This window comes from Thermogemmatispora carboxidivorans, from assembly GCF_000702505.1.
GTDB lineage: Bacteria > Chloroflexota > Ktedonobacteria > Ktedonobacterales > Ktedonobacteraceae > Thermogemmatispora > Thermogemmatispora carboxidivorans.
This window is the reverse complement of record NZ_JNIM01000001.1, coordinates 4,199,370-4,217,157: the sequence shown is the minus strand read 5'-3', so window position 1 is coordinate 4,217,157 and position 17,788 is coordinate 4,199,370. Positions and strand designations below refer to the sequence as shown.

The 17,788-nt window shown below is 65.8% G+C and carries 13 protein-coding genes; 9 read left to right on the top strand and 4 right to left on the bottom strand.

Annotated features, from left to right (window positions below):
* Positions 1-5: 5 nt before the first annotated feature.
* The gene (locus tag N688_RS16570) at positions 6-1,016 is read right to left on the bottom strand and encodes an ABC transporter ATP-binding protein (protein WP_081838938.1); all 1,011 of its coding nucleotides are present in this window, start codon (positions 1,014-1,016) and stop codon (positions 6-8) included.
* 186 nt (positions 1,017-1,202) lie between these two features.
* Complete coding sequence (locus tag N688_RS16565) at positions 1,203-4,718, bottom strand: winged helix-turn-helix domain-containing protein (RefSeq protein WP_052890319.1); 3,516 nt, start codon at positions 4,716-4,718, stop codon at positions 1,203-1,205.
* 425 nt (positions 4,719-5,143) lie between these two features.
* Between N688_RS16565 and N688_RS16560 the strand changes: the two genes are divergently transcribed.
* The 3 genes from N688_RS16560 (at position 5,144) to N688_RS16550 (ending at position 7,905) form a co-directional block, all read left to right on the top strand.
* A complete protein-coding gene (locus N688_RS16560) occupies positions 5,144-5,365 on the top strand; it encodes a hypothetical protein (RefSeq protein ID WP_052890318.1) in 222 nt (73 codons plus the stop codon).
* Between the two features lie 258 nt (positions 5,366-5,623).
* Complete coding sequence (locus N688_RS16555; RefSeq protein WP_156025476.1) at positions 5,624-7,402, top strand: hypothetical protein; 1,779 nt, start codon at positions 5,624-5,626, stop codon at positions 7,400-7,402.
* Positions 7,399-7,905: a hypothetical protein gene (locus N688_RS16550; protein ID WP_052890316.1), complete on the top strand. Its 507-nt coding sequence runs from the start codon at positions 7,399-7,401 to the stop codon at positions 7,903-7,905. The genes N688_RS16555 and N688_RS16550 overlap by 4 nt, the downstream gene beginning before the upstream one ends.
* Before the next feature lie 170 nt (positions 7,906-8,075).
* On the opposite strand, the gene N688_RS24060 is transcribed toward N688_RS16550, so the two are convergent.
* Both N688_RS24060 and N688_RS16545 read right to left on the bottom strand, forming a co-directional pair.
* On the bottom strand, positions 8,076-8,321 hold the full coding sequence (locus N688_RS24060; RefSeq protein ID WP_081838937.1) for a helix-turn-helix domain-containing protein: 246 nt from the start codon (positions 8,319-8,321) through the stop codon (positions 8,076-8,078).
* Between the two features lie 87 nt (positions 8,322-8,408).
* On the bottom strand, positions 8,409-8,657 hold the full coding sequence (locus tag N688_RS16545) for a helix-turn-helix domain-containing protein (protein ID WP_052890315.1): 249 nt from the start codon (positions 8,655-8,657) through the stop codon (positions 8,409-8,411).
* A 311-nt stretch (positions 8,658-8,968) separates the two neighbouring features.
* On the opposite strand from N688_RS16545, the gene N688_RS16540 reads away from it, so the two are divergent.
* The 6 genes from N688_RS16540 (at position 8,969) to N688_RS16510 (ending at position 17,787) form a co-directional block, all read left to right on the top strand.
* Positions 8,969-9,217, top strand: coding sequence for a hypothetical protein (locus N688_RS16540; protein WP_052890314.1), 249 nt, complete (start codon positions 8,969-8,971; stop codon positions 9,215-9,217).
* 74 nt (positions 9,218-9,291) lie between these two features.
* Positions 9,292-9,552, top strand: coding sequence for a hypothetical protein (locus tag N688_RS16535; protein ID WP_052890313.1), 261 nt, complete (start codon positions 9,292-9,294; stop codon positions 9,550-9,552).
* A gap of 870 nt (positions 9,553-10,422) precedes the next feature.
* Complete coding sequence (locus N688_RS16530) at positions 10,423-10,785, top strand: hypothetical protein (RefSeq protein ID WP_052890312.1); 363 nt, start codon at positions 10,423-10,425, stop codon at positions 10,783-10,785.
* A gap of 1,072 nt (positions 10,786-11,857) precedes the next feature.
* On the top strand, positions 11,858-13,126 hold the full coding sequence (locus tag N688_RS16520; RefSeq protein WP_052890310.1) for a GTP-binding protein: 1,269 nt from the start codon (positions 11,858-11,860) through the stop codon (positions 13,124-13,126).
* Between the two features lie 105 nt (positions 13,127-13,231).
* Positions 13,232-16,243, top strand: coding sequence for a GH116 family glycosyl hydrolase (locus N688_RS16515; protein WP_052890309.1), 3,012 nt, complete (start codon positions 13,232-13,234; stop codon positions 16,241-16,243).
* Between the two features lie 77 nt (positions 16,244-16,320).
* Positions 16,321-17,787: an alpha-L-fucosidase gene (locus N688_RS16510; protein WP_202901945.1), complete on the top strand. Its 1,467-nt coding sequence runs from the start codon at positions 16,321-16,323 to the stop codon at positions 17,785-17,787.
* The last annotated feature ends 1 nt before the right edge of the window (position 17,788 follow it).

Here is a 17,788-nt window from a genome sequence, read left to right as displayed (position 1 = left end):
CTGTTTTATTCCTCCTCACTGTCCAGAGTCTGCTGACCAATGATCTGTAAGTAGGCTTCCTCCAGGCTGGGGGCGTGCGTCTGCACCAGGCTGAGCGGCGTCTCCAGGCGCTTGAGGAGGCGCTGGACGTCGGGGCCGGCGATGGGCAGCTCGAAGGCGGTCCCGGTCTCAGAGAAGGGAAACCCAAGCTGCTGCAGCTCCTGGCGCAGGCGGGCCCGTTCGGGCGCATCCAGCAGGAGGCGGGCCTGCGTCAGGCTGGCCTTGAGCTGGGAGGGCGTGCCCGAGGCCGCAATCTTGCCGCGGCTCATGATGCAGACCGCATCGGCCTCTTCGACTTCTTCGAGGTAGTGGGTCGTCAGAAAAATGGTCGTGCGCCCTGTGGCGCGCACGCGCCGCAGGTAGTCCCACAGGCTATGACGGCTCTCGGGGTCCAGCCCGGTCGTTGGCTCATCAAGGAAGAGAACGGCGGGCTGATGGAGCAGGCCACGCAGGATCTCTAGCTTGCGCTTCATGCCGCCCGAGAAGGTCTTGACGGGCTTGAAAAGGCTCTCGCTGATGTCGAGCAGCTCGGCCAGGGCCTCGACCTGCTGGCGGTAGGCGGCGGGCATGAGGCGAAAGGCCGGGCGATAGGGGTAGAGACCGTACAGGGCCACATGCAGGCGGACGTTCTCTTCGGCGGTCAGGTTCTGGTCCAGGCTGGGTTTCTGGAAGACGATGCCGATCTGGCGCCGGATGTGAGGGGCCTCTTGCTCCAGGTCGTAGCCGGCAATGCGCACCTGGCCCGCGGTCGGGCTGAGGGTCGTGGTCAGGATAGAGATGACGGTGGTCTTGCCGGCTCCGTTCGGCCCGAGCAGGGCGAAAAGGCTGCCGGCGGGAACACGGAAGCTGACGCCGTCGACGGCGTTGCGCTGAGCCTTTTTATAACGCTTGACCAGACCTTCAACCTCGATGGCGTTCTCAACCGTGAGGCGCTCCAACTGGCCGATCTGGTTCTCGCTCGCGATGGGGGTGTACATCGATGGTGTCCTTCTTCCTTTCTGGTCTGGGAAAGCCCTCAGACGTGAGCGAGCAGGAGGCTCGCTTCCCCTTCTCTCTTCCCGCTCCTGCTCTGCTCTCGTCCTGGCCGGGTCGTGAGTTGTGTTGGTAGTGGACCTTGTTCTGTTTCTCGCTGGTAGTGTAACGCAGGAGGGGATGAGGGGGCGTCATCCTTCTGGATGATGACCGGGATGATTGGGCCGACCCGCCTGGAGCAGGCCATAGCGACGGGCGGCGGCGACGGCGCGGTGGCGGCTGTGGACATTGAGCTTTTGATAGATGTGGCGAACGTGGGTGCGCACGGTGTTGACCGAGACGACGAGTTCGCGAGCGATGTCGGCGTTGCTGTAGCCGACGGCCAGGAGGCGTAAGACGCGCAGCTCCTGGACCGAGAATGACTCGGGCAGGGCCGCCTCGACGTTGGTGATGATGGGCGGCTGCTGGCTCTGCGCGCTGGCAAAGTCCTGTAGGAGGCTCTCGGCATAGGCGCGCAGGAGCTGGCCACGGATGCGCGGCAGAAGCTCGCGCAGGAGGGCGGCCAGCGGTTCGCCTTCGTCCAGGAAGAGGCGCCGGTGACTTTCTATCTGCCCCTGTTCGAGGGCGCTACAAAGGTAGGTACAGGCCAGGACGGGGTCGCGCTGCTGGGCGTAGGCACGGGCGAGCAGGAGGCGGGCTTGCAGCAGGCCGCGCCCGCGTCCACATTGACGCGCCCGCTCCTGCACCTCCTCCAGCAGGAGGCGAGCTTGCCGGGGCTGACCTTCGGCCAGCAGCAGGCGGGCGCTGAGGAGCTGGTATTGCTCAAGCAGCAGGCTATTTCTCCCCTGAAAACGAGGTGCCAGCTGACCAGCCTGGCGCTGGCTCTCCTCGACTGGCGCGGTACTCGCCGTAGCGCTAAGGAGCCGCGGCTCTTCTTCCCAGACCAGCCTTGAGGCAAGCTGTTCGGGGGCTTCCTGGCCGTTGCTGCCTGTCAGCCCGCAGAGGCGCCCAATCTCGTACAGGCCGTCGCGGGCCGCCTCAACGTTGCCGCGCTCCAGCTCCAGGCGGACCAGCCAGACAAGCAGGTCGCCGAGCAGGTGGTGATAGAGGTCTGGAGTGGAGAAGGTACCTCTCAGCCCCAGCAGCAGGTGACGGAGACGGGCGCAGGCCTCATCGAGCTGACCGCGAGCCTGGCTGATGAGGGTGCGCAGGTGGCCAGCGACCAGGCCGAGCAGAGAGGTCATGAAGGTCTTGCGCTCGTCGTCGTCGCTCTTGCTGTCGTCGCCCTCCGTCGCCTGGAGACGGCTCAGGTCTTCCTCCAGCAGGCGAAGCTGCTCTTCGGCGCCGGCCAGGTTGTTCCAGTCGTAGAGGATCTGGGCCAGCCCCAGGCGGGCCAGTAGGGTGAGCGGGTGCTGGGTGCCGTGCTGCTCGATAAGCTGACGATAGATGTGGGCGGGTTCGTAGAGTTGGCCGCGCAGGGTGAGCGTGAAGGCGCGCAGGCCGCTGACGCTGTTCGACCAGGTGTCGGCTTCGGCGCTGCTCTCGCTCTGCTGCAGGAGTCTCTCTATCTGTTGACTGAGTTGGTCGGCGTCGAGGAGGTGGCCGCTTTGTAGGGCATGGGCAAAGAGATGATCCAGGCAGAAGTAACGCCAGTCGCTTTCGTCGGGGGCCAGGTGCTCCAGGGCGGCGCGCGCGTAGACGGTGCTCTCATGGAAGCGCCGGACGGCCTCCTCGGGCGAACCTGGCAGGTGCCTCAGCACGAGGACGCGACAGGCGTGGAGACGCGCCAGCCCCTCTTGATCGTTGCTCTCGCGCCACAGCTTCTCTGCTTGCTTGAGCAGGGCGCCGATGTGGGCCTCTTCGGCGGGCATCAGGTCACGCCCTCGCCGCTGGCTGCGGCGCTCCTCAGAGAGGGTTGTCAGGGTTGTCAGGGCGCTGAGCAGGCAAAGCTGGGGCCGACTCCAGATGATCGACTTGGGCAGGGCCGCCAGCCAGTGCCGCAGACGCTGCAGGAATTGATCACCCTGCTGCAGGCGCAGCGACAGGGGAACGGTCAGGCGCTCGATGAGGTCGGCGGCCCACTGGCTGAGATTAGCCTGCAGGGCTAGCTCAATGGCTTCGGTGAGCTGGTCGTGGTCGGCGTACCAGCGGCTGGCCTGGTAGTAGATGATCCGTACCTCGTCGGGCGGCAGGCGACGCTGGGCTTCGTGCTGGAGGGCTTCGGCGAAGAGGGGGTAATAGCGGTAGGTCCGGCGCCCCGCGTCAAGCGGCTCGATGAAGAGGTTGCTGCGCTCTAGCTCCTCCAGCAGGAGACCGCTCTCCGGCTGACCGCTGACGGCCCAGCAAAGCTCGGGCTGTAGGGTCTGCAGCCAGCAGGTGCGCAGGAGGAAGTCTTGCAGGTGCCACGGCAGCCCCTGCAGAACTTCGCTGCTAAAGTAGTCGAAGAGCGGGCGCTGACTGCCGCGGAACCCGCTCAGGAGACGCTCCAGGGTGGAAGGGGCCAGCGGCCTGCCGTCTCGCTCGCCTGCCAGACGGGCACTCTCTAGCAGGAGGGAGAGCAGACGTAGACCAGCCGGCCAGCCGACGATGAGCTGGTCGATCTGCTCAAGCTGCTCGGGACTGAGGCCGTAGGGACTCAGAAAGGCGGCGCTTTCGGCCTGGGTGAGGCGTAGCTCTGGACCACGTAGCTCTAGCAGGGCGCCAGCGGCGCGCAGGCTGGCCAGCGGCAGCGGCGGCTCTTCGCGCGTGAGCAGGACCAGGCAGAGGCCGGGGGGCAGGTGGTCAAGGAGGAGGATCAGGGCCTGATGGATGGCCTCAGCACTGATGAGGTGGTAGTTGTCGAGGACGAGCAGGCCACGGGCCTTGCGCTCGTTGAGAAGGTTGAGCAGCAGGATAAGCTGACTGCTCAATGGCATGCTGGTGGCACTGGCGGCAACGTCAACGGGCGCCAGTCCAACCAGACTGGCGGTCAGGACGCTGGAGGACCCGGCGGTGAGGCGTTGGCTCTCTTCGTGCTTGAGCCAGGGCGTGCAGGCGGCGACAAGGTAGCGCCAGAAGCGCGCCGGATCGTTGTCGGCGCCGTCCAGCGTCAGCCAGGCGGCGGGGGACGCGCCAGCGTCGCCGGCCTCTTCTTCGCGGTGGACCAGCCACTGACGGATCAGGCTGGTTTTGCCGCTGCCCGCCGGGGCGCAGAGAAGGATCAGCCGCCGCTCGCTTCCACGGTCGAGCAGGGCTAGCAGAGCCTCGCGGCGGATGAGGTCGCCGGGCAGCGCCGGTGGCCGGAGTTTGGCCTGCAGCAGCGGCTCCTCCTCCTCGCGTAGCCCTTTCTCGTGGCGCGCCCGCATGTAGTCACGCAGGCGCTGACAGGCCTGCTCTAGCTGGCCGGCGACCGCTTCCAGGCGTTCGAGCGTGAGGGCCTCGGTTTTGCCGACGTACTGCTTAAAGGTGCGGTGCAGGCAGTGACGAAAAGCGTACCAGTAGATGGGGCGCCCTTTGCGGGTCTCGCGACGCACGATCAGACGACCGCTCTGCCCTTTGAAGGTGAAGGTGCTCTGACGCTCTAGCCAGGCTCGCCACTCCTCCGTTTGACGCGGTAGGGGCCGCAACCTGTTGTCTGGCTTCAGGCGCAGGGCGTAGTCTTCTTGCTTCGGTAACCAGACGATCTCAACGGCTGTTTGGGTCGGTATGGGTGATTCGCCGCGGTACAAGGTTTTCTCTCCTCCCCTGGGCCTGGGACGCACAGCCCGCTCACTCGTCAAGCCCGGCACTGGTCCTGGCCCAGGCTACTCCCATAACCACGATCACAACAAAATGTACTCCCCTCGGCTTGCGGCAACCTTCCTGTCCTGCTCGCTGCTGCGTTGGGGTGGGCCGGGGCTTCCTGCCTCCCCTCAGTATACCAAAGTTCGGGCGCGCTCTTCCAGTCACGCTTTGGAGAACAAAAGCGGCACGCTGGCGCCGGTGGCCGGCCCGGCCTTGTCGCCCGCTGAGCTGGCTTGTATAATACATATACATAGTAGATAGATAGACTGCGACGGTGGGCCTCTCTTGAGAGGCTGAGTCTCGCGTCGCCTCATGTGCGGGGCGAGAGCCAGCCAGAGAGGACCGCCCGAAAAGCGAGGAAGCGAAAAAGATGGCTGGTCGGCGTCGGCTGCTACCGGTGTTGCTCGGTCTGGGCCTGGCTCTGCTGGTGTTAGCCGTCTTCCTCTATGTGGGCAGCGGCCTGGTAGAGGTCGCGCTGCTGCAGGCTCGGCAGGAGCCGTTTGCCGGGCGCGCAGCCTTGATTGGGCTGCTGGTGGGGCTGGTGCTGGCGCTGCTCGTCAATCTCTGGCTGCGCACTCGCTCTCATGTGTGAGCGGGGCACCGGAGGTCTGATCTCGTAGGCGCTGATCTGCGCTTACGCTACTCGTCCACTCGTACTACTTATGCTTACCAGTACGGTAGAAGAGCGATGAAGCCCGCTTAATGCCTTTTCAGGGCTGATGGCTTCTACTCACTGTTCCCTGGCACAGCCGGCCAGGGCGGTGCGTAGAAGCCATTTTTTTGTAGGCCGTGAGGCAAGGGCCGGGCCTGACCAGCTAGCTGATCCGCTCGCTGGAGAGGAGGCTATTGGATGATGTCATGGCGCTCTCCCGATTCTGCTGAAGACGAGACTACACTGATCCGGCAGTCACCGCCGGAGAGCGGCCCAGTGCTTACAGCGCGCCTGACGGCGGCACGCGCGGCCTGTCTGCGCTATCGCTGGCAGGAGGGCCGTCTCTGGGTGAGCGGGCTGACGGCGGCTCACCCAGGGCTGCCGGCGGACCTGGCCGTCTCTACTCCAGAGGAGGGCCTGGAGCTGCGTCTGCTGGTGCTGCTGCCGCAGAGCGCTCCGCCCGAGACCTGGCTGCGCGTGCGCCTGGTGGCGGCCCTGCAGCTAGTGCCGGCTGACGAGCCAGATGACTGGCTCTGGCTGGGGGCGCTGGTCGACGCGGAGACGCAGGCGGCGGTCTCACCGTCGGTGCTGGCCTGCCTGGCTGAGCCGGCCTGGCGGCGCCAGGTTGAGGACTTTTTTGCCCGTGAGCGTGGACTCCTCACTGAGGGGGGGCGGCCTGTGCTGCGCTGGCTGACGGCAGAGGAGGCCGCGCAGGTGCTGCAGGGACTGCGGGTGGCCGCGCGTCAGGCTCGCCGCGCCAGCCAGCCATCACAGCCACGGGGGACGCTGCAGGCTCAGTCTCTCCACGAGACCCCGCTGAGCTGGCAGACCGCCACCAGCCTGGCTGCAGAACAATGTTCTCTGCGCGCCGGGGGCCTGCTCTTGCGAGCCGATGCCTCGCTGCCCTTCGCGGAGCCGGCGCGCCTGCTGCGCTTTGTGGCGCCACGCTTTCAGCCTGTGCTGCGCCAGCTGCTCGATGAGGATGAGCAGGTGCTGGTCTTTGTGGAGCGCCCACCTCTGCGCCAGGCCGCTGGGCTGGGCCTGCTGCGCCGCCAGGGGCGGTACCTGCCCGAGGGGCTGCTGCTGGTGAGCGACCGCCAGGTGCTCTGGCTGCGTGCTTACTTTGCTCAGGGCCGCAGCTTTACGGAAGGGGGCTATGTGGCGCGGACGCTGCCAGTAGAGCGGCTGCGCTCCTGTACGATCGAGGGCGAGACGGCCACCGTGGCGGCGCGGCGAGCCGGACGGCGCGCGGAGCAAGCGCTGCTCCAGCTGGTGCTGGGCGTGACAGCAGCTCAGGGGGAGGAGCGGCTGCGTGTTGAGTTTCCGGCCTGGCCGGAGGCCGAGGAGGCTCTGCTCCGGTTGCTGGCGATTGTAGAGGCCTTTCTGCCGCTGCCTCCGGGTCAGGAGGAGCGACGCCTGCGCGTCTGGCCTGCGCTCTCGCCCTGGCAGCCGGAGCCGCGCCGTGTAGAGGAACTGGCAGACCTGGGGGGACGACTGCCTGAGCGGCTGACCCGACGCTTTGAGGAGACGCTGGAAACCTGGCTGACGGCGCAAGGAATGGGGCGCGAGGAGGTGCTGCTGACCCTTGGGCTGCCAGCCTTGACTGAATACGGTAGTCCGCCCCGCTGGCTGGCGCTGACCCGGCGCGCCCTGCTGGTGCTGGAGGCCACTGGGGGCCGGGCCGGGCGCTGGCCGACGGGTGCAGAGAAGGATGAGGAGCCGCTGCGTCTGCACTGCGTCGCTCCGTGGAATCTCTCATCGCTGGAGCTGCGCTATTCGTTGCTCGGCTCTGGGCTGACGCTGTATGAGCCACGCGCCGCTGATCAGGTGGCACGCTATGATCTCCCCTTCGCCGGGCCGGCCCTGGCCCTGGTCTTGCCGCTCTTTAGACGCTTGCGAACCTTGCTGCGCCTGGCGCCGGGGATGCAGGCCAGACTGACAGAGACGGCCTGCACTGAGAAAGGAGAGGGACGATGAGTAAGCTACCATTTGAGGAGCCGCACAAGGAAGAGGGAGAACAGACCGCGCCCGCGCTCTCGCCAACCATACGCCTGGCCTTGACAACGGCCTTGCGTCGGATAGAGCTGGCGGCCTGGCGGACGGAGGAACGCTTGCAGCGCCAGGAGGCCCCGCTGCTGGCCTTAACGCGCATGGTTGATCCTTTTACGCCTGAGCAGCGCGCTAAGCTGCTGGCTCTGCTGGGCGAGCTGCGAAGCGAGGTGGCCCGGCTGGCCCGCGCCTATCGGCTGCCCGCGAGCGAGGAGAATCTGCGGGCGGTGATGCTGGCGGAGTTCGGCCTGCTCTGGTGTGATTTGGAGGAGCTGCACCCGGCTCGTTTGCGCGACTACGGCGAGCTGAGCGCGACTGCGGCGCGCCGGCTCTGGCCGGAGCTTAAGCATGTGATCGATCTGGTGATGACCTTGAATGAGTGGGCCGCTATAAACCAGCCCTCTCCTCCGCCAGGTCAGGAACAGCCTTGAGCAAAGAGAGCAGACCCCCGGCTTGACAGCAACTGCGCTTTGCTTTATCCTATATGCGGTTACCTCCGAGTTTTGCATATGGCGCGCCTGGTCAGCGGATGTGAGCCGCAGGCCAGGCGCGCTGCTGTGCTAACGATCACTGCCCCCAAGAAAGGAGAAAGATGCTATGCCTACTCTTCTTCTTCTTGACTCCTACGCGTGAATGGCAGTGGCGGATCTGGAATTTCTTCGATGAGATCATCGATAGACACCTGCAGCGCTTTCGCTACCTGTGCCATCGTGGCTATTGAGGGGAGATACGAGGGATCACGTACCAGTCGCCTTACCATTGTTTCTGTGAGCTTTGTGTGCCGTGCGAGCCATGTTTGTGTGACGCCTTTCTCTTTTAAGACCTCTTTAACTCTTAGGCGATACATTTCTCTTACTCTTGTTTTCTACTCTCATAGGGCTGCTTGTCGAGAATGCTTCCAATGTCTGCCTTGCAAAGCACTGCCCTAGACCCTCTATTGCTTCTGCTCGCTACTTTCTTGCTGGAGGAAAGGTGGAGGCGGATCAGGAATCTCTTCTAGAAGCTCCTCCATTGGGACATGCAGGGCCTTAGCCACCTGAGCCAGTGTCGCTGCGGAAGGCATGTAGTTGGGGTCATGAACCATCCGCCTGATCATCGACTCGTTGACTTTCGTATTACGCGCCAGCCAGCTCTGGGTGACTCCCCGCTCCTTTAGGACATCTTTAACTCGAAGACGATACATGGATTCGCTTTCTCAGTGCAATCACCAGGTATTGATTTAATCGCGCAATTGTACCAGTGCGATCCAACCTTTGTGATCAGTATAATGAAGGCTCCCGATTCATACTAGCCGGGTAAACAAAACATATAGATTAATAGGTTGTGATTACACGGTGTAATTAAAGCATGATGATAGATAGGTATTGATTACCTAGATGCGTAATGGTATACTTTCCCAAGGGGGTGGTGGTCGGGGGATCTCAAAGAACTCGGAGGTGAGCGATGAACCTGCCGCCGGTTGGGAGGGAAGGGAGGAAGAGGGAGCCGTACCTGGTGATCTGTTATCGCGAAGAGGGCGGGGATCTCTTCCTGCTGCCAGCGGCCTGCGAGCGCTGTGTTGCGCGGATACTCAGGGAGCTCAGTGGCGAGCCGGCCTTTGATCCCTTCACCATTGTGGTTGAGCGCGAGGGGCAAGAGATCCTGCGGATAGGAGCGCGGCGTATCCAGCGTCGGCTGGAGGGGAGTGCGGCAGAGAGAGAACCTGGAGAGGATGGTCAGAGTCTCGATGAGCCATTATGGTGACTAAAGATGCATCAAGAACACCGATTCATTGCTATTGGCCTGCGAGTACAATGAACTTAAGAGCACCGTGAGCTATGGGATACGAACTAGAGATCGTCTATCCGAGACGAGCGGGTTTCAGCCAGCCAGCGGCGCTGGTAGGAGAATATTGCTGGCCTTATCAACTGCTCGCGCACTGCCGGCGGCTGAAGCGCTTTGTGATCGTACCAGTGGAGGTGCAGATTTGGTATCGGGAAGCCCGCGGCGGCGAGCGCGATCTTCTGTATCGCTTTCGTCTGCTGCCGTCCTCGCTCACGCCGGCGGCTGCCGGGCTGGGGTTGGTGCGCAGAGAGTGACGAGCAGGCGGGACGTTGCGCCCACCCACCCGTCAGCGCGGGGGACGTTCCCGGTTCATTGCCTTTCCTTGAGATTCTTCCTTGCTCAACTGGATGCACCTGTAGCCGGCTTGCCCTTGTGGCGGCCCGCGGGGGTAGCCCTATCGGTTTGTCCCGGTCCTGGTTGCAGTGAACCGAGCCCGGCCAGGCCGGGGCGGACTGACGAGCGGTCTGCTCCGAGGCCGTTCTGGTGGGTGCGAGCGGCGTAAGGCGTAGCCAGCGACAGGCCCGGAGGGATACCGGGCGGATCGTGGTCGCGTACCGACGCTCCTTTCCTGCGAGCCATCACCCCCGGCCCGCTCGCCTCTCGCGCTTCTTGCGGGCGGGCCGTCGGGGTCGCAGCGTGGCCCTGTGAACGGTTGGTGAGCTGCCTGTCTCTCTGCCTGTCTGGCCTGCTCGCTGTCCTGGGCCGGCCCTGAACCCCTGGCCCTGGCACCGGCGCCGCGACAGCGGGAGGGAGCAGCAGAGCGCAGCGCAGCGCCACGCGGAGCAGGGTCGTCCGCGGCAGCTCCCCGCTCGCGGGCGGGGCAGGTCGTCAAGCTGGCCAGATCCGCTGCCCGCAGCATCAAGGACGCAGCAGGATGAGCAGGAGAAGAAGCAGGGAGGCAGGGCGGGCGGCTGACCCGGCCCGGCCACCAGGTAGCAGGGCTGAGGGCGCCAGTGCTCTCTGGTTCTCGGGAGTTGGGGCACCAGGGCGCCCGGCTCTGGCTGCCGGCCTGGCCGGCGCCGCCCCCGTTACCGCTTTACCGGCCAGGGCCAGGCTGACCCGTCTCCCTAGGAGACGGTGTCTGCGCTGGCTAAGCGAAGAGCGCAAGAAGGAGCAAGCAGACTATGTCGGAGCAGAGCGAGAGCGCCGTACCCGGCGGCACCATCGGTCAGCCGCCTTCCCAGGATCGCGCGACCCCCTCTTTCGGTCCGCGCCCCGGTGACCGCTGTATTTGTGGCCGTCTGACGGAGCATCGCTACGGCCTGCGCATGCCCGCTCAGCTGGCCCAGGAACTGCGCGACTACGTGACTCGCGAGTATTGCTATTTGCCCGAAAAATGGCAGTTGCGCATCGTCAGCGACCTCTGTCTGCACAAGGTGCTTGAATATGCATCAATCGCTTTCACTGCCTGTTGCGCCTCCTGCGCGGAGCGCATCCATCAGCGCGACTACCCGCAGCTCGATGGTGAGCCGTGGTGCATTCTCTGAGCGAGGCGGGGCAGTGTTCTGGCTGGCGCGGCAGAGAGGTGACCGGCTGGGTCCGGGCCACGGCCCGGCTCTGATCAGGCGAGGTCTGGTCATACCTCGCTGCGCCTCGTGTGCACAAGCTGTGAGCGGTTCTTTTACCAGATACCTCTCTCCTGTTTCATTTTGCCCTTCTTTGTAGCGCCCTCTTCTGATCCGGGCGCGGCGACAGGTGCCGGGCAGGCGTCGTAACCCCCTTCACGACGCCCTCCCGGGCCTGTCGCTGTGTCCTTTTTGGTCCTGTCCTCTGTGCCTGCTTCCCCCTTGATGAAGACTGAGGCTGACTGGCGAGCCTGGCCTTGGGGAATGTTCCAGGGTTCCGCCAATGGTGAATGTTCCTCAGCTATTTTCAGGGCCCGTTGCCTTCTCCTTACCTCCATAACTGGCTGCCACAGCCCTCGATCCGTGGCAACCATCCTGGCGTTGCGGAGGAAGTTTGCAACCTGGCGAGTTTGATGGTGCTCCTATCCTCTGGTATCTTGTCTATCTAAGGAAGCCAACGAGGGCCGGCTCACGTTGATCCGAGGAACCGTTGCTAACGCTTCTTGGTAACTCCAGATAGGGGAGGGATACTACGATGCAACTGCTCCGGAGAGGGCGATCGTGCTACTATAGCATGCACAAGGAATGAGGGACTGGAGAAGATCCAGTTGTCTGGGCCGCGGAGGCAACGGCAAGCTATAATCCGGTCACCCTCTGGCATGGCTCTGAGCCTCTCAAGGAGCGGCTGCATGAACTCTGGCTTCTCTATGAAATGCTGACCACACAGCGCTACCGGGCCTCCACGCCGCAGTCAGATTCCTTTGAGCAACTGCTGACGCCCAGAGAGCGGGGCGGATCATCCCCTCAGTTCGCGATCATCCTGAGCTGAGGAGTGGCAAGCCTGGGAGCGTTCCCACTTGACAGGGCGAAGGCCCCTCTGGTACCCTTTCCTCTAGAGCGCGCGCGGTGGCGGGCAACCTGCCGGCCCGCGCTGAACGTCTGACCTGTCCAGCAGAAGGAGTAGCTGCCGCTTCACCAACGAAAGAGGAGCGTAGTGCACGAAACCAGGCCCAAGCTGATCATCGCCGGTGGCTTTCTGGGAGCGGGCAAGACCACCCTCCTGCTCCAGGCTGCCGCCATTCTGCGTCAGCGCGGCCTGCGCGTGGCCCTGGTCACCAACGACCAGGGGCGCGAACTCGTCGACACCGCCCTGGCCGCCGCCGACTGGCCGGGCGAGGCTGTTGCCGAGGTCACCGCGGGCTGTTTCTGCTGCCGCTTCAGCGACCTGCTAGAGGCCATCGCCGCCCTGGAGAGGCGCATCGAGCCGCAGGTCATCCTGGCCGAGCCGGTTGGGAGCTGTACCGACCTGCAGGCCACCGTCATTCTGCCCCTGCTGCACTTCTACCGCGAGCGCTACCGTCCGGCCTGCCTGAGCATCGTCGTCGACGGTCCGCGTCTCTCCCACCTGATCCGGCACGGCGACCTGAGCCTGCTCAACGATGATGTCGCCTATCTCTTCGCCCGTCAGATCGAAGAGGGCGATCTCCTGCTGATCAACAAAAGTGACCTGCTCAGCAGCGATGAGCAGCTCTTTTTGCGCAACTGGCTGCGGGCCTACTGTCCTGGGGTGCCGGTTCTGCCCATGACGGCGCGCCGGCGCGAGAGCGTAGCCCTCTGGCTCGATAATCTGCTGCAGGACGTCAACACTGCCCGCGTCAGCGAGGCCGAAGCCCACCGCCTGGATGACCTCGACTACCAGCGCTATGCGCGGGCCGAAGCGCGGCTGGGCTGGCTCAACGCCCGCGGTCGCCTGCGGCCCTCTCATCCGATCGGAGCCACCAACGGCGAAGCGGGCCAGGTGCTGGCCTGGGCCACTGCTCTGCTCAGCCAGCTTCAGGAGCGGCTGGCGCGTGCCGGGCTGGCCATTGCCCATATCAAGCTGCTCGTAGCCCCGCAGGCCCTGCGACCCCTCCTCAGCGCCGAGCCAGACGGGCCCCTGGCCCTCGATCCCGTGGCAGCGGTGGCCGGCCAGCAGGAGCAGGCCCAGGGACGCCTGATCAAAGCCAGCCTGTGTGGCCCCGGGCCGGCGGCCATGAGCTGGGACGCGCGCAGCGACCATCTGCCGCCCGAAGGGGCTGTCTGGCTACTCAATGCCCGCGTCGACTGCTCGCCCGCCGTCCTCGAAACGCATGTCCGCGCCGTCCTGGCGGCGGCCCTCGGTGGGCTGCGGGCCGAGATCGAAGAGTTGAGCGCCTTCCAGCCGGCGCCTCCCCAGCCGCAGTACCGTTTTGGGCCGGACGCCAGCCAGCACGGCGCTCGCTGACCCAACCGGAGCCCAACGGCAGACCAACCCGACCTAACAGGACCGGCGTGCCGCTGGTCCCGTCTTGTCAGTGTCACAGGAGCAAGAGGAGCAACGAACGCAGCCATGAAAGCAGCTCGCACGCCAAGCAGGCGGGGGGGGGCCCCGCTCTCTGGTATCCCCCTGGGAGGACTGGGCACCGGCAGCATCGAGATCCGCGCTGACGGCGCCCTGCACGAATGGCAGATCTTCAACAATCCGCCCTGGAGCGGGGGCGGCGCCCCCTGGAGTCCGCCGATCGCCTCGCCCGTCCGTCCTGGCGACACCCTCTTCGCCATCCGTGCCCGACGCAGGCGCATCGCGGCTGAGGGCAGTGCGGCAGAGCCGGCGGTCGTGCGCATCCTGCGCGAGCGCAGCGAGAGCGAAGCGCGCTTCACCTACACCCTGTCGTACGTCGAAAGCGTCCAGGAGATCGACTTTCGCGGCGAATTCCCCTGTGCCTGGCTGGACTATCGTGACCCGGCCCTGCCGCTGGCCGTCAGCCTCGAAGCCTGGTCCAGTTTCGTGCCGGGAGATGTCAAACACTCGGCCCTGCCGGCGGCCTTCTTCACCTTCCACCTCAGCAATCCCGGCCCCGAAGCCGTCGAGGTCTCCCTGCTCGGCCTCCTCCCGCAGATCTTTAGCCTGGAGGCCCTCAGCCAGGGAGCCGGCCAACCCCAGACGCGCAGCGAGCGGGCACCTGGACTGAGGGCCCTCGTCTTCAGCGCCGACGACCTGCCCGTCGATCATCCCCTGGCGCGCGGCTCGCTCGTCTTCGCCCTGCTAGAGGACGAGGCCGACCTCGTGACCGAGCTGCGCGACGTCGGCGACCTCAATGCCTGGCAGAGCTGGGCGAGCGGCGGCCAGTTTGTCCCTGATCCAGTGGGCGGCGACCCCCTGCGCGCCCTGCTGGAGCGCATCGTCCGCGAAGGACTCGACCCGGCCAGCGCCTACTGGCAACTGCCCAGCCTGCTGCGCGGCATGGTCGACAGTGCCCTCGTCCCCGACCGGCGCGAGCTGCAGGAGCGCATCGCCGCCGACCCCATCCACTACCAAGATCCGCGCTGGCGCTGGGCCTTGCTGCTCGAACTCAATCTGACGTCCGCCGAGCGCGCCCAGTACGAGCACGAGCGTCGGGAGCGGCCCGAGCTGCAGCGCGATCCCGTCCAGGCCAGCGCCCGTCTCAGCGAGCTAGGTGCCCTGGCGCGCCTCCTCAGCGAGCGCGCCCCGCAGCTCTTTAACACCCGCGCCAACCGTCCGACGCGCGCCGCCATCAGCAGCCCCATCGTCGAGCTGGCCCCCTGGAGCGAGCGCGACCTGACCTTTGTCCTGACCTGGTACTTTCCCAACCACCGCGGCGAGAACGTCGGTGACGACCTCGGCCACCGCTACGAAAGCTGGTTCAGCGACGCCCTCGACGTGGCCCGCTACGTCGCCGAGGCCCGGGCGGCCCTCTACGCCCGCACGCGCGCCTTTCACGACCTGCAGTACGGCGCCTCTGTCCCCGACTGGCTGGCCGATGCCATCAATGCCCAGCTCACCACCCTCGTCAAATCCTCCTGGCTGGTGCGCGACGGGCGCTTTGGCATCTGGGAGGGCCTGGGCTGCTGCGGCCTGCAGACCCTCGACGTCTCGTACTACGGCTCCCACGCCGTGGCCCTCTTCTTCCCCGAACTGGAAGAGCGCCAGCTCCAGATGACCGCCGATTTCCAGCTCACCCCTGCCTCGCCACGCTACGACGAGTATTTCTTAGCCTTCGCCTCCAACCGGGCGCAGGTCTGGCAGCGCATCGAAAGCGATCCCGAGCTGGCCCGCGATCCCCAGCGTCGCCAGGCCCTCTACCGCGAAGTGGCCGCCGAAACCGACCTGGATGCCAGCGGACGCATCCCGCACCTCTTTCCCGGCAGCTTCGCCGTCGTCGACGCCTACCACATGGTCGACCTGATGCCCAAGTTCGCCCTCCAGGTCTGGCGTGACTACCGCTGGACGGCCAACCGCGCCGCCCTCGAACGGCTCTGGCCAGCGGTCAAGGCGGCGATGGAGCACGCCCGCCGCATCGACGAACTCAAGGTCGGCCTGCCCTACCACTACGACCACGCCCCCGCAGAGACGGCCATCTCCTCGCAGACGTACGATACCTGGGACTTCATCGGCTACTCGGCTTATGTGTCGTCGATCTGGCTGGCAGCCCTCAAGGCCACGGCCCAGATGGCCCACCTGCTCGGCGACGAAGACTACGCCCAGGACCTGGAGCGCCAGTTTGCCGAGAGCCAGGCCAGCATGGAGCGCCTGCTCTGGAACGGGGAATACTACGATCTGTGGGTCGACCCACGCAGCGGACGGCGCAATCAGTCCTGTATGGCCGACCAGCTCAGCGGCCAGCTCTACGCCACTCTGCTCGGCCTGGGGGATATTCTACCGCGCGAGCACATCCTGTCGGCCCTGCGCGCCATCTATCGCTACAACTTTGTCCCCGGGCGCGGCCTGGTCAATGGTATGCTCCCGCCCGGCAGGCGCGCCGACCGACCCGATCACTGGACCCTCGGTGACCCGCGCCACCAGGCCGAGACCGTCTGGTCGGGAACCGAATACGCCGTTGCTATCCAGCTGCTGCTAGAAGGCCTCGTCAGCGAAGGGTTGACGATCATCCACGAGGTCTACACGCGCTACGAGCGCGCCGGCCAGACCTGGGACCATCAAGAGTGCGGCGGCCACTACTATCGAGCCTTGAGCATCTGGCTGGCCTGGCTGGCCCTCGGCGGCCTCAGCTACGACGCCCCGCGCCAGGCCCTGCACCTGCAGCCGCGCCTGCAGCCCGCCGACGGCCACTGGCGGCAGCCGCTGGTCCTGCCCGGCTGCTGGGGCCAGATCGAATACCGCGCCGGCGAAGGGCGGACCCTGCTCCACATCCAAGAGGGACAGCTCAGCCTGCGCGAGCTGACCCTGCCCGGCGGAGCCAGCGCCCAGCACACCCCACCCGGCGAACAGGCCATCTGGCTGGCCAGCATACCCGTTGCGGGCCGCCGCCAGGGCGAGCGCTGGCACTTCGATCCACCTGTACTGATCGAAGCCGGCCAGACCCTGGAGATACGCCTCTAGCTGGCCTCCTCTCTCGCTGCTGACCAGCGAGCGAGAAGAGAGGCAAACAAGAGAGAGCGGAAAGGAGGAGCCTCTCCGTGCCACAGCCACAGCCACAGCAGCGCTACGAGCAGCAGGAAGCGCTCAACGCCATCGACCGCCTGGCCCAGGCCGGGCCATTTCTCCCCGACTGGCCATCCCTGCGCGCCTACCGCGTACCGGCCTGGTACGCCGCCGCGCGCTTCGGCATCTTCATCCACTGGGGCCTCTACGCCGTCCCGGCCTACGACAACGAATGGTACCCGCGCAACATGTACCTGCCCGACACGCCGGCCTACCGCCACCACCTGGCCACCTACGGCCCCCCCGAGCGCTTCGGCTACAAAGACTTCCTCCCCCACTTCCGCGCCGAGCGCTTCGATCCCGACGCCTGGGCCGCCCTCTGTCAGGAAGCTGGCGCCCGCTTCGTCGTCCCCGTCGCCGAGCATCATGACGGCTTTGCCATGTACCGCTGCAGCTTCTCGCGCTGGAATGCCGTCGACATGGGACCGCGGCGCGACCTCATCGGCGAACTGGCCGCCGCCGTGCGCGCCCGCGGCCTCACCTTTGGCCTCTCCTCGCACCGTGCCGAACACTGGTGGTTTTTCAACGGCGGCAGAACCATCCCCTGCGACGTCCAGGACCCCCAGTACGCCGACCTCTACGGTCCCGCGCGATCCGAAGACGAGCCGCCCGATGCCGCCTTTCTCGCCGACTGGCTGGCCCGGCTCTACGAGCTGGTCGAGCGCTACCGGCCCGCCCTCATCTACTTCGACTGGTGGATCTCGCGACCCGCCTTCCGCCCCTACCTGGCCCGCTTCGCCGCCTACTACTACAACCGCGCCGCCCACTGGGGGCAGGAAGCTGTCATCACCTACAAGGAAGGCGCCTTTGACGAAGGGAGCGCCGTCGAAGACATCGAACGCGGACGCCGCCCCGCCATCAGCCCGCGCGTCTGGCAGGCCGACACCAGCGTCGCCCGCAACTCCTGGGGCTACACCGCCGCCCAGGACTACAAGCCCTTCGGTACCCTGCTCGACGACCTCATCGACACCGTCAGCAAAAACGGCGTCTTCCTGCTCAACATCGGCCCGCGGGCCGACGGCAGCATCCCCGAGCCGGAGGCCGACCTCCTGCGCCGCCTGGGGCGCTGGCTGGCCATCAACGGCGAAGCCATTTACGACAGCCAGCCCTGGCACCTCCACGGCGAAGGTCCCACCGCCAACGCCGCCGGCGCCTTCAGCGAGAGCCAGCAGGCCGCCTTTACCGGGCAAGACCTGCGCTTCACCCGCCGCGGCCAGACCCTCTACGCCCTGCTGCCCGTCTGGCCGCAGGGGGGCAGGGTCAGCATCCAGGCCCTGGCCGCCGGCAGTTCCCACTACCCGCAGGACATCGGCGCCATCCACCTGCTCGGCGGCGACGCCCCGCTGCCCTGGACGCGCGACGACCAGGGCCTGCACGTCACCCTACCCGCCACCCCGCCAGGCGAGCGCGGCGGTGCCCTCAAGATCCTGCCCGCCAGCTAGG